Source organism: Brevibacillus nitrificans, assembly GCF_003710965.1.
In the GTDB taxonomy this organism is placed as follows: domain Bacteria; phylum Bacillota; class Bacilli; order Brevibacillales; family Brevibacillaceae; genus Brevibacillus; species Brevibacillus centrosporus.
Window position 1 is genome coordinate 20,958 of the sequence record NZ_RHHU01000013.1, and the last position, 13,165, is coordinate 34,122.

The 13,165-nt window shown below is 39.8% G+C and carries 9 protein-coding genes; 8 read left to right on the forward strand and 1 reads right to left on the reverse strand.

The annotated features are described in order from the left end of the window. The first annotated feature begins 509 nt into the window (after window positions 1-509). The 7 genes from EDM59_RS21130 (at window position 510) to EDM59_RS21160 (ending at window position 10,508) form a co-directional block, all read left to right on the forward strand. Complete coding sequence (locus EDM59_RS21130) at window positions 510-851, forward strand: YolD-like family protein (RefSeq protein ID WP_122925434.1); 342 nt, start codon at window positions 510-512, stop codon at window positions 849-851. A 44-nt stretch (window positions 852-895) separates the two neighbouring features. Beyond that, window positions 896-1,387, forward strand: a complete 492-nt coding sequence (locus EDM59_RS21135; protein WP_148040849.1) for a hypothetical protein — start codon at window positions 896-898, stop codon at window positions 1,385-1,387. A gap of 522 nt (window positions 1,388-1,909) precedes the next feature. After that, on the forward strand, window positions 1,910-2,749 hold the full coding sequence (locus EDM59_RS21140; RefSeq protein ID WP_183192991.1) for a TnsA endonuclease N-terminal domain-containing protein: 840 nt from the start codon (window positions 1,910-1,912) through the stop codon (window positions 2,747-2,749). Further along, window positions 2,749-4,962 (forward strand): Mu transposase C-terminal domain-containing protein, encoded by a 2,214-nt coding sequence (locus tag EDM59_RS21145; RefSeq protein ID WP_122925437.1) that lies wholly within the window; start codon window positions 2,749-2,751, stop codon window positions 4,960-4,962. Before EDM59_RS21140 ends, EDM59_RS21145 begins: the two co-directional genes overlap by 1 nt. A 6-nt stretch (window positions 4,963-4,968) precedes the next feature. Continuing rightward, window positions 4,969-6,696: an ATP-binding protein gene (locus EDM59_RS21150; RefSeq protein WP_221176063.1), complete on the forward strand. Its 1,728-nt coding sequence runs from the start codon at window positions 4,969-4,971 to the stop codon at window positions 6,694-6,696. 1 nt (window position 6,697) lies between these two features. Further along, a complete protein-coding gene (locus EDM59_RS21155; protein WP_122925438.1) occupies window positions 6,698-8,611 on the forward strand; it encodes a TnsD family Tn7-like transposition protein in 1,914 nt (637 codons plus the stop codon). Window position 8,612: 1 nt separating this feature from the next. Continuing rightward, window positions 8,613-10,508, forward strand: coding sequence for a TnsD family Tn7-like transposition protein (locus EDM59_RS21160; RefSeq protein ID WP_183192992.1), 1,896 nt, complete (start codon window positions 8,613-8,615; stop codon window positions 10,506-10,508). Window positions 10,509-10,781: 273 nt separating this feature from the next. Here EDM59_RS21160 and EDM59_RS21165 read toward each other — a convergent pair whose 3' ends face one another. Next, window positions 10,782-11,462: a TetR/AcrR family transcriptional regulator gene (locus EDM59_RS21165; RefSeq protein WP_122925440.1), complete on the reverse strand. Its 681-nt coding sequence runs from the start codon at window positions 11,460-11,462 to the stop codon at window positions 10,782-10,784. 136 nt (window positions 11,463-11,598) lie between these two features. Here EDM59_RS21165 and EDM59_RS21170 point away from each other — a divergent pair, with 136 nt between their 5' ends. After that, window positions 11,599-12,951 carry an MATE family efflux transporter gene (locus EDM59_RS21170; RefSeq protein ID WP_122925441.1) on the forward strand — a complete coding sequence of 451 codons (1,353 nt, stop codon included), beginning with the start codon at window positions 11,599-11,601 and terminating at the stop codon, window positions 12,949-12,951. The last annotated feature ends 214 nt before the right edge of the window (window positions 12,952-13,165 follow it).

The following is a 13,165-nucleotide window of genomic DNA, read 5'->3' on the forward strand; positions in this document are numbered from 1 at the left end:
GCTACAGTGAAATGTGGAGCTTTTTTTATTTGCATGTTCGTATGTTGTTCGCATATAATACGAACATAAGTTTCGTTTCGGAGGCGAACAATGTGGAAAAAGATTTGCAACACGCAATATATCAACAACAACACATCCAGATCATTTACTTGGGAAGCAAGGGGAAGACTACGAAGCGCACCTTGCGACCATTTGCGTTTGAAAGCGTATTGTTTCACACGACGAGCTCCGAGAATTTTTGTCATCGATAATATCCTCGCTATCCATCCGGTTGTGATCAAGCGTGCTGTCTGATATCGAAAGGAAAGTTCTACGGGTCATCGCCAATTATTCAGCTGGGAGACGAAGGACTCCGACTGTAGACGAATTGTCTATCAAGACTGGGCGCAGTAGAGGCGGCATCATGACGGTATTGGATAAACTCGCGAGTGAAGAGTATATCGAGTGGCAACGGTCGGAGCCAGATAAGATGGCTGTGATTGCAGCATGGGAGCGAAAGGGACGATAATATGCCGAGTAAAATCGATAATTTACTCGGTGCGATGCGATGGGTACTGCCCGAGCAGAAGGCTGCTATCCTGGACCACAACGCGGAGCGTGGACTTATTGAGCGGCCGGTCGTCGACGAAGAAGAGTTCGGAGAAATGTGTTTTCGCATATACGACAGCACTCAATACGACTACGCAATCACCGTGAAGTATTTTGTTCCGCAGAAGGGGCAACTAGGAACGTTGGAGAAAACGTGGGGCGTCGTTCGTGAAATCAATCCAGAGAAAAAACAGTTCAAACTGGTAAGCGATTGGGAGGCACAGTGGATTAACGTTGAAGATCTCGTGGGTGTGACAAAGTGACATTGTGTTGCAAAAGGATGAAAAGTAAAATAAAGGTTATTAAAGTGAATGGACGTGATAACTATTTTATGATTGAGAATTTATCTTCAAGGAAATTAAAACACGAGGCAAAAGGAAAAAAAATACTTACTAAGTACATCGGTTCGTTAATTATATTTACTAGTATCTTTTTAACTGTTTCAATTTATTCAATCTTCTTGGCGTTGACTGATCAAAGTGTTGAAGCAATGAAGATGCTTGGCCAAAACCTTGGAACAATTATTATTGCCGTTGGAGTGAGCTTCCCAACTATAATTGTGGCTGTTTATCAAACCAAATATAGCGAGGCACAAGGTGCAAAGAGAAAGGTGCTCCAAAACGATTTATTCTCTTTTGTCTTTGCTTTTGTTGTATTTATTGGGGTAAATACTTTATCATTTATGGCCCTTTATTTTTCAGGTTTTGAATCTAAAGATAAAATTATCGCAATTATGATCGGATCTTTAATAGGTCTAGCATTAGTGTTTTTGTTTGAAATAGCAAAACTAACAAAATGAAATTTTGAACTTAAAAGAATGCTATACCCTGTGAATTATCTGGGATTCACTGATCAATTGGTGTCTACCACTTCTTCGTGTCCATCTATTTGGAGCAAACTCAAAATAGTAGTTCGCAGTTTTAATTCAGGCTTGGTAAAAGGGAAGTAAGACATGCATCAACGTGAATAAAAAAGCATACTAAGGGAAAAGCTGGATTAAGGCTTTTCCTATTTTTATGCTCAATAATCTCCAGGATCCAAATAGAGACAAAGTATCTACATTGTGTACACTCGCTAGCTTCGTTGCTAAGACTGCAATGTGACAATGTTCTACATGAAACACCATTATTTTTGTTGAAAATATAAAAATTTCAAAATATTTGTCGTAGAAATTTTGTAGAGGAAAACCTATTGTTGTTAGATTATGGTGTTAAAAGTTGAGATTTCACTTTTGAAAAGCATAATCTCCTTATGTATATGAAAATGTCTTATGAAAATGGATTTATCTTATACATTCATTACGAGGATGGGAGGGTCTTTATTGGCTAGAAAACGCCGTATTATATCAGCTTCAACGGTTGAAAAGTTAGAAAAGCAAGGTTGGGGGCAAGGGCATGGTAAAGATTATATCCCCTGGCTTACGGTACGAGATGTTCCTTCGTGGGGAGATGTAAATCGACCAAAAGGCTGGATAACAGGAAGAGAACATCACTTCTTATCGAATCTAGAGATGTCTTATTTCTATGTATTAGATTGGTCTGACATTATTCTGGATATTTGTGAACAGTTTCCGTTAAAACTTGAGCGAACTTTAGAAATTGCGAAACGTCTAGGAGTCAAGCACCCTACCATTCCCAATTCTGAAGAGATAACGATCATGACCACTGATTTTCTTTTGGATGTACAGGAAAATGGAAACATCAAATTATTCGCCCGTTCGGTTAAAGAATCAGATCAATTAAATTCTAAAAGGACTCTTGAAAAACTAGAAATTGAAAGGCAGTACTGGCAAGAGCAAGGCATTGAGTGGGGGATCATAACTGAGAAAAACATTGATTCAGCATTATCCAAAAATGTAGCAATGATTCATAAATGTCGAGAACTCTTTCTCTTTCCTAACATTAACACAAAGCTGGTATTTCAGATTGAGCCTTTTTTATACGAATTACTAAAGTCCAATGATGCACTCTCACTGGCCGAATTATGTTTACGAGCGGACGATCAAATTGGCTTAAAACCCTCAACTTGCCTAACGATTGTAAAACATTTAATTGCCATTCGTGCATGGGAGATAGATATGTACGTACCACTTGATACATGTACACCAATATCTTTTGAGAGATCAGAGAATCTTTCTGAATTTCTTAGGAGGTATGCTTAGTGGCAACAATAGTCGTTAACTCGGTTATAGAATGGATAGTCAAAGACTGTGAAAAGACTTTGCTTGAACGAGTATTGTGGATCGATAACTGTCGGGAAAATGCGGTGACCATTTCTTTAACAGATAGAAGTGCATTGCCGGTTTGGCGAACAATAGACGAATTGGAAAATTCACTACGTCAAGGGGAAGCTATTAAGCGCACAATCGACCCATTCCTTAATTCGATTCGCGAAGAGGACATTAAATCAAGAGATCGCGAAAAACGTGATAAGGCATGGAAAGTAATTGAGCAGTTAGTCAAAGCGGAACCCGACATTTATATTAAAGAAAAAAGGGGACTTGTTACTTTAGTAGCAACAGAGTTTGGAGTACCTAAACGTGATGTATATACTTGGCTGCGTCGTTTTTGGATGGGAGGAAAAGTAAAAAACGCTTTGTTACCTCATTATCACCGGTGTGGAGCTCCAGGAAAAGACCGAGAAATTACGACCAGTGGAAAGAAACTTGGTCGTCCAAGGAAGGCAACACAAATAAACCATGAACATAAAGGGATAAATATAGATGATGATTTAAAGCAAATCTTCCGTGTTTCTATCCAGCTATACTACGATTCAAAGAAAAAAAGACCACTTACACTAGCTTATGAAGAGATGATTCGGAACCATTTTGTAAAAGGGTCACGCATTGTAAACGGCGTCGTAAGTGGAGCAATTCCACCGATCAGCGAATTACCTTCCTTGGGGCAATTTAAATATTGGTTTGCAAAAGAAAGAGATTTAAAAAAGAGTTTAATTGCACGGGAGGGTGAGCGGGGATTTAATTTAAGGCATCGTGCAATTCTTGGTGATTCTACAAGCATGTCGTTCGGACCTGGATCTATCTATCAAATAGATGCAACGATTGCAGATGTATATTTGGTAAGTAGATACGAAAGTATGCCCATCATTGGTCGACCGGTCATTTACACGGTAATTGACGTTTTCAGTAGAATGATTGTGGGTCTTTACGTTGGATTAGAGGGCCCTAGTTGGATAGGAGCGATGATGGCATTAGCAAATGCGGCTAGTGATAAGGTTGCGTATTGTGAACAATATGGCATTGATATATCAGAAGAAGAATGGCCCTGCCACTATTTACCGGAGCGAATACTGGCTGACCGGGGCGAAATGATAAGCTCACATGCTGATTATTTATCAAACGCACTTGATATCACAATAACAAATACTCCTCCGTACCGAGCAGATTTTAAAGGCATAGTCGAGCAAAGTTTTCGGCTTAGTAATTTACGTTCCATTCGATGGCTACCTGGAGCAGTTACGGAACGATTTAGAGAGCGTGGCGAAAAAGATCACAGATTAGATGCGACCTTAGATTTACATCAGTTTACAAAGGTAATGATTAATACTGTACTTTACCATAATAACTCGCATTTTATTAGATGGTATTCACGTGATGAATTTATGATAGCAGACCAGGTTGAACGTGTTCCCACACATCTATGGAATTGGGGAATCCATAAGAGATCAGGGCATTTGCGGGAAATTTCTCCTGATAAGTTGAAGTTGAATTTAATGCCGCGTGATGAAGGGGTTGTCACAGAGAGGGGCCTTCGATTTAAAGGCATGCACTACAGTTGCGAAAGAGCTTTACGTGAACAGTGGTTTGAACGTGCTCGTGCAAGTGGTAACTGGAAAGTACCAATCTCGTATGACCCTCGAAATGTGGATGTCATTTATTATCGATCCTCTGACCAATTATTGGTGGAGCCTTGCGAATTATTAGAAAGGGAAAGTCGATATAAAGGGAAGCAGTTGGAAGAGGTACGTGATTTGCTCGAACTAGAAAAGATTGAGGCTTCCGTATTTGAAACAAAAGAACTGCAAGCGAAAGTTGATTATCTATCTTTCAATGAAGCTATCATCGCTGAAGCTTTAGAAATGAAAAAAAATTCATCGCCTAAAACAATCAGTGATAAAGAAAGAGTAAAAAACATTAAGGAAAACCACCGTAAGGAAAAGGCTAAGAGACGAGAGGATGATAAATGGGATCTACGGCCCCTCAATGATAGTGAAATGCTTACTAATACGCAATCGGTAATAGAAATTCCAATGCTTTCACAGGAAAACGACATAGAAAAGGAATTAGTTGGTGGGAAAACAAAGCATCGAACAATGCTAGAAATGTTAAAGTCACAACGGAAGGAAGGGAGCTAGTGTTCCATGATGGATGTTGGTCAAACTATCCAAGGAAAACCAGTCTTCACAGGAAACGTTGTAAAAGCTCAATACAACCCCGAAGAAGAAGCCATGTATAAACACAATGCATTTATTGAAGCATTGCCTCCCATTCGATCCGAGGAATTGGTAGCTCGTATGATGCGCAGACAACCAGCATATCATGACAATGAACGCCATTGGGCTGCTCACCGTCGATTGCAGGCGGTACAAACCATCGCAAATTTTTTAGAACCCCTCCCTATACATTTAGACTTAGAACAACGATTCTCACGTATGATTCGAAATGGGTACATGGCACGGAATCCTTTATCAGCAGAGTGGGTAAAACAATTGAGATCCGGTTTTCCAAACATTTTCTGGGACGAAAAGAATGACGATTATGTACCAATAATTCGTTCCACAGCTGCCGGTTTTACCATCATTGGTACAAGTGGTATAGGAAAAACCACTGCTATCGAAAGCGTTTTGTCGATGTATCCACAAGTAATCATTCATACAGAATACAAAAACAATGCTTTCGATCGTAAACAATTAGTTTGGTTAAAGTTGGATTGCACTCCTGATGGCTCGATCAAGGGCTTGTGTTTAAACTTTTTCCAAGCGATCGATACTATCCTTGGAACAAATTATTACCGGAAGTTTGGCCACTCACGGCGAACTGTCGATGAATTATTACCTACGATGGCAATGCTTGCTTCTGCGCTTGGTATTGGTGTTTTGGTTATAGATGAAATCCAACGATTAAGCCTTGCCAAAAGTGGCGGGGCAGAAAAAATGTTGAATTTTTTTGTTCAACTCATAAATACGATAGGTGTTCCTGTAGTACTCATAGGTACATTTAAAGCAATGCAATTAATGACTAAAGAATTTTCCCAAGCTAGGCGTAGTGCAGGTCAAGGAGATCTGGTATGGTCTAACTTGCCAAATGATGAATTTTGGGATTTCTTTACCGAGTGTTTGTGGGAATACCAATGGACAAATGTACCCACAAAACTTACACAAGACTTGAAAGATGTACTTTATGATGAATCGCAAGGTATAACCGATATCGCAGTAAAACTGTACATGCTTGCTCAGTGGAGTGTTATTGGACAAGCTGACGAAAGATTGACTCCCAGATTAATTAGGCATATTGCAAATGAGAGTTTATCATTATGCAAACCTATATTAGATGCCCTTAGAAGTAGAGACATGACAAAACTAAGCCAGATTAGTGATGTCTATCCTCCGACTGATGAGCTGGATAAATTTTTCCATAGTGCTGTAGAACGCGTTAGAGTTGAAGGTACTTTACATACACTTCGAAATCAAAGGAAAGCCAACAGAAACAGTGATGAAGAAGATAACCCAGTCTTGCAAATTGCTAAGTGGTTAATAACAGCGGGCGTTGAACCAACATTAGCAAGACAATGTGCTGTTAAATCTGTAGAACATTATGGGACTAATTATGATTTGCAAACCGCAATGAAAGCAGCATTTTCATTGGCTATGAGTGGGGAACTGCAAGCCCCCAAAAAAAGCGTAGAGATGAAACAGGGTCAAAAGAAAAAACGAACGAAACTTGAAAACATATATTTTCCTGAGGATATTCGGAAATATGTAGCCGACGGCACAGAGAAGGGTATCAATGCATTTCAGTCTTTGACAGAGGCTGGCATTATTAAACAGGCAGACGAGTTTATATCCAAAAAAGTGAAGGGGACTCCCTAAAATGCTACCGTTTTTTCCTACTCCTTATCCTGATGAATTAATGTATAGCGTATGTGCTAGATATCATTTGTGGAGTAGAAATGTAAGTTATAAGGAAACTATGTTTGAGCTATTCACTAGTAGGACAGCGACTGCGGTCATCGATTTACCAAACCGCATAAATCATTTGTTCAGTCAACTGCCCGTGGGGACAACAAATACTCCCGATAAACTCATTCGATTACATACCTTGTTCCCTTTATACTGTCCATTTTTGAGTAATGAAAAGAGCGAAATGGTTAACACACGGATGAAAACCTCTATAACGGGAAATATCCATAATGCAATTGGCATTATGGCAAGCTCGATTCCAAGTTTACCTTATTTGCGTTATTGCCCGAAATGTATGGAAAGTGACAGTGAGAAGTACGGTGAGCCGTACTGGCACCGGAGCCATCAAATTTTCGGTGTGAATTTATGTCCAATACATTTTGCTCCACTATTCAATACCGAGATTTTAGTAACATCACGACAAAATAAGCATTCTTTTCAAATACTATCCGATCAGATTGTACAAAGAGATACAGAAAAAATTTACATGACCTCACTGGATCATCAAATTGCGATTGCGAAGGCAGCGTTTTGGTTACTGAATAATGAACCTCCTAGTATTGGTTTGGTGGAATTGCGTAACCATTATCTTAGTTATTTGAATCAAGCAGGTTTAATGACTGTTACGGGTAGGGTGCGGCAAAAACTTTTTATATCGAAATTCAACGAGCTTTATGGACCAAGTTTTCTTGACGATGTAAACAGTGCTGTCTCTATTGCCTGCCAAGATAATTGGCTAATGAAACTGGTTCGATCCCCAAGATCAGCTACACATCCAATACGACATATATTACTCATGCTTTTTCTTGGAATTACACCTCAAGTGTTTTTTAAGAAGGATGTAAATAATATAGGTTTACCTTTTGGTAATGGCCCTTGGCCATGCTTGAATGCAGCCGCATCTCATTATCGTAAAAAGACTATAAACACGAATATCACGACGCGAGATTCAAAAATGAAAGTCCCAGTGGGTACTTTTTCATGTAGCTGTGGATTCACTTATTCTAGACGTGGTCCGGATCACAATGAAACCGATCATTATAAGATTGGGAGAATAAAAAACTTTGGGCCTGTTTGGGAAGCTAAGTTAAAAGACCTTTCCAAGAAAAAATACAGCTTGCGGCACATGGCGAGGCATTTAAAGGTTGATCCACAGACAATTAAAAATCAATTACGACGTCTCGAAGATCAAAATGATGTTGATATCAGTAAGATGGCTGTTGAAAAACAGCAATCGTTGGATCAAAGACGACAATTGTATCGAGATAGTTGGATAGAACTTATGAATACAAACCCAGGAAAAACGAAAACGCAATTACGTTTATTGGCTCAAGCTGAATTTACCTGGCTCTATAGAAATGATCACGATTGGTTAACTCAACACTCCCCACAAATCAAAGAGGCAGGGTCTTCCCCACGGGAATGTAGGGTGAATTGGGAACTTCGCGATGACTATTATCAAGAAAGAGTCTTAGAAACCATCGAAGGAATGAGAAACTCGTCGCAAAAACCGATTCGCATAACCGTAAGCTTTGTTGCAAAGAAGATTGGCCAATTATCAAGGTTACAAAAGAATTTTGATAAATTGCCCAAAACTAGGCGCGTATTAAACGATGTTGTAGAGAGCAGGGATACGTTTCAAATGAATAGAGTGAAATATGCCCATGAAAACATGCTCCGAACTGGTATTAAGGTGGCAAAATGGAAATTAGAACGATTATCAGGATTGAAACCTGGATACTCTAAACAGGTTGTTGAATTAGTTGAAGAGTTGGTAATGATGAATGAAGCCTATCCTTCATCAGAACAATTTGGTGAATATTGAGGTGATTGAGTTGCTCCCCTTTTTTCCAACTCCATATCCTGATGAGTTACTTTACAGTATGTTTGCTCGATATCATGAATGGAGTCAAAATCCTGAGGAAATGCACACATACTTCGATCTATTCGGCAATAGAGCAACCCCAACAGTTCACTTCCCTAATAGGCTTAATGACTTTTGCAAGAGATTAAGCACGGATACTTTACTTACTCCAGAAAAATTAATTAATGAGCATACCATCTTTCCTGTCTATCGACCATTCTTATCTAAAGAGAGGTCAGAAAAAGTTCACCAATTAATGATGTCTTCAAAATCAGCAAACATTCTAGCTGTGTTTGGATTAACAGCCATTAAGATTTGCCCTTATTTAAGATATTGCCCGACTTGCGTGCAAAAAGATGAACATCAATATGGGGAAGCTTACTGGCATCGAGAACATCAGATCTACCCTATAAGGGTCTGTCCAAGAGACAAGACCATACTAGTGGAAAGTAATGTTCATGCATCTTCTAAAATTAATGGAAAGAAATTGTTAACCCTCCAGAACTACTTACAACAACATCCTTATATTTCTGCAATTGAAACCAGCGATAATGCAATCGAATATCAAATCAGTGTAGACATTAGTTGGCTATTACAAAATTATAATCATCAATTGAACATAAATGATTTGTATTATAGATATGTTGAAGAATTAAAAGCTTTAGGATTAGCAAACAGTAAGGGTACAGTGACTAGAAAAGAGCTATTTTACCAATTCAAAGAGACTTATAGTGAGGAGTTTCTAAATCGTTATAGCTGTAATTTGCAACATTCTAGAAAGTATACCTGGCTTGACTCAATGATCAAAAAGCATATGAATCGCTTTGTAATCCCCATCCGTCATGTATTATTAATTCGATTTTTAGGATATTGGTTATCACAATTCTTTTCAAAAAAAGATCATGACTATCTACCTTATGGAAGTCCTCCTTATCCTTGTTTAAATATCGCTTCTCCTCATTATGGAGAAGAATTGATTGATTCTTACAACTCGATAGACAGTGGTAACAGAAAAATTAAGACAGGCATATTTGCATGCCAAAGTTGTGGATTTGTTTATGCTAAATATTCAAACGGAAATCGCGAGAAGAGTGAATTTGATTATGTACACACTTACGGTACCCTCTGGGAAGACAAACTGTTGGAACTAAGGAGGAATGGACATACCATTAAAGAAATTTGTGATCTATTGAGTACATCGGAAAGCACAGTATACAGGCGATTAGGGATGGTGAAGGATCGGCCAGTAAATAGAAGTGAAAATTTCCTAATTAAAAGAGATGAAATAAGAAGTAAGTGGTTAAGCAAATTGACTAACGCCAATGAAGAAACAATTAATCAAATGCGAGCTGTTTTACACTATGAATACTCCTGGCTGCGGAAATATGATCAGCATTGGTTAGAAAACAATTCGGCTCCAGCCCAAAGGTATATTCGAAATGAAAAGATAAGAAGGGAATACAAATGGGAGGAAATTGATCAACAACTTGTTACCGAGATTCCTGCAGTTGTGAATGAAATATTAAATGACAATTTCAATTTTGTTCGTGTAACAAAAGAAGCAATCGGTAGAAAGATAAATAAGATTCACTACATTACAGTGCAACTAGATAAATTACCTAAAACAAAAGCCGTCGTAGAGTTATCTTTAGAGACAATTGAAGATTATCACGTTAGAAAAATATCTGGGATAGCTCAAAATATGAGGGAGAGAGAAGAAAAAGTGACGGCATCAAAATTAATATCTAAAACCATTAAAAATAAGAAACATTTGACAGAAAGGATACAAAGAATAGTCAAATACGAAGTGCAAAAAAGCTTGTTTGATACGGAACAACTGATACTGGAGGTTTTCTAGTTACAAACATTATTATTCGTAATGCTAATATATGAATCAATCTTGGTTGCAAACTTTAAATATTTCGATTGAGAAAAAGGTTATTAGATATCTTTGATTTGACAGCGATTTCAGTTACAAACTTTATTTTTCTCAAACAATTGTTGTTGCTTCTGTTCAATGACAATAGATATAAATTGCATGCGAACAGCCCGATTCTAGTTGGAATCGGGTTGTTTCTTTTTTTGCCGTTAAAAACGCCCATCCGACTAAAAGGATGAGCGTTTTTCGCTTTTACTTTTCCTGCTCCTTTATGACCTGCTCAATTCCAAGCAGAATCAGCTTCACGCCGAATTCAAACGCCACGTCGGTTCCCATGAGCTCGAACAGCCCGTTCGTGAACATACCGCGGAACAGTCCCGCATCCGCCTCGCTCATGGAGTTTAGAAGCCGAATCATCTCATCACCCGGATTCGTCTCCTGCTCCTTAAGCATGGCGGAGACATTGCGCTCATGCTGATAGTCGTCCAGAACGAAGTAAATGACATAGTTCAGAAGCGTAGTAACCACTTGCATCTTTTCCGCTTGCTCAAGCGGCGTCGATTCCACGCAGAGTAGCATACGGTTGGTGAACCGGATGATGTCCGGTTCGTGGGGCAGCGTCATCATCATGAGCTGCGGGGAGCAGGGGTGCCGGCTGAGCACACTCCGCACCGTTTCCGCAAGCACTTTCAGCTGCTCCTTCCAGTCCCCCTCAGAGTGGAACTCCTCCAATATCATTCCCGATACCTGGTTGGCCAGCCGTTGGTATAGCTTCTGCTTGCTCTTAAAATACCAATACAAAGAGGGAGCCTGAATCCCCAGCCGGTCGGCCAATCGCCTCATACTGAATTTCTCGATGCCCTCCTCACCCAGAAGCTCCCACGAGGTTTCTAAAATTCTCCCTTCCGAAATCTGAGGTTGCTGTTTTTTCATCGGCATCTATCCCTTTATCTAACAGTGTAAGTTTGTGCTTTACAGGTACTAAGGCTCATGATATCATCTAATACTGTAAGGGACAACCTAACGGTGTTAGATTACGGACTATTATTCATAGAAAGAAGTGATCCGCATGGATGGAGAAAGCCTTCATTACTTTGAAAAAGCACCGGTCGCAAAAGCCGTAGCTCACTTCGCTGTACCGATGATCCTCGGCACCTCAATGAGTGTCATTTATTCCATTTTGAATGCTTATTTCCTTGGCACGCTCCACAATACTTCCATGTTAACAGCACTCGCATTAACCTTGCCGCTATTTGCGATCATTATGGCGTTAGGAAACTTGATTGGTATGGGCAGCGGTACATTCATCTCCCGTTTAATGGGAGAGAAAAAATATGATGATGTCAAACATGTGTCTTCATTCGCCTTTTACAGTAGTTTCGTGCTCGGGATTATCGTGATGGCTGTCGGCCTCCCATTGATTGATCAAATCGTTCTTGGTCTGGGGGCAACATCTGACTCCTTCGGATACACAAAGGACTATGTCACGGTTATGCTTATGGGCTCACCAATTGTTGTGCTATTTTTTACATTGGAAAACATTGTTCGCTCAGAGGGTGCAGCAGTCACCTCGATGATCGGTATGATTCTTAGTGTTATCGTCAATATTGTTCTCGATGCGCTAGTTATCTTTGTGTTCCATTGGGGCGTGATCGGTGTTGCGTCTGCTACCGTTATTTCTAACTTGGTAGCGAGTGGATTATTTGCCTTCCATATAGGAGCTAAGAGTCAATTCTTAACCATCTCTATCAAATGGTTCAAGGCTACCAAGGACATTTTGAGTAATGTATTCAAAATCGGAGTTCCCGTTTTTATTATGAGTGTCTTTCTGGGAGCTATGTCGCTCATCTTGAACCATTTCCTTGTCGAATATGGGGACCAAGCTGTAGCGGCTTACGGCATTTCATCGCGTCTGTTACAATTTCCTGAGTTTATTCTGATGGGATTATGTGAAGGAGTCGTGCCGCTCATTGCCTTCACTTTTACAGCGAATAAATTGCGCATGAAAAATACCATTAGCTTTACGATCAAAACGATTGTGGCGTTGGCAGTCGTGTTTGGCAGCATCGTTTATTTGATTTCCAACAACTTAATTGGTTTATTTACGAATGATCCGCAATTAATCGAAATGGGCAGTTATATTCTGCATGTAACGTTCTTATCTCTGTTCATCACAGGAATGACCACATTGTTTACGGGGATCTTCCAAGCAACAGCGCAAGGAACCGCAGCGTTCATAATGTCCATTATTCAAGGGGTTACTTTGATTCCGGTATTGTTTATCGCCAATCACATGAACGGCTTCCATGGTGTGGTCTGGTCGCTCGTCATTGCGGATGCCGTTGCCTTCCTTGTTGGTGCCTTCATGCTGTATGTTCTGCGGAACAAATTGCAGCCGGATTTGGAAAGCTTATCTAAGTAATAAAATCACGAGAAATCGTACCAAGAGGCTATTCTGGAAGCAGGACTGCTTGAGGCATTTCATGCGGAAGCGAATGGTAGCTTAAAGCGCTTCTTTGGCGATAACAGCGCCGAGCGGGTTCGCGATTGGTTCGAGCAATTTGAGCAAGAAAACGAAGAAGCACGCTTAAAAAGCTTATCAGTCTCCTCTGTGAAGGCGAGCCTTTGCTCCGGTC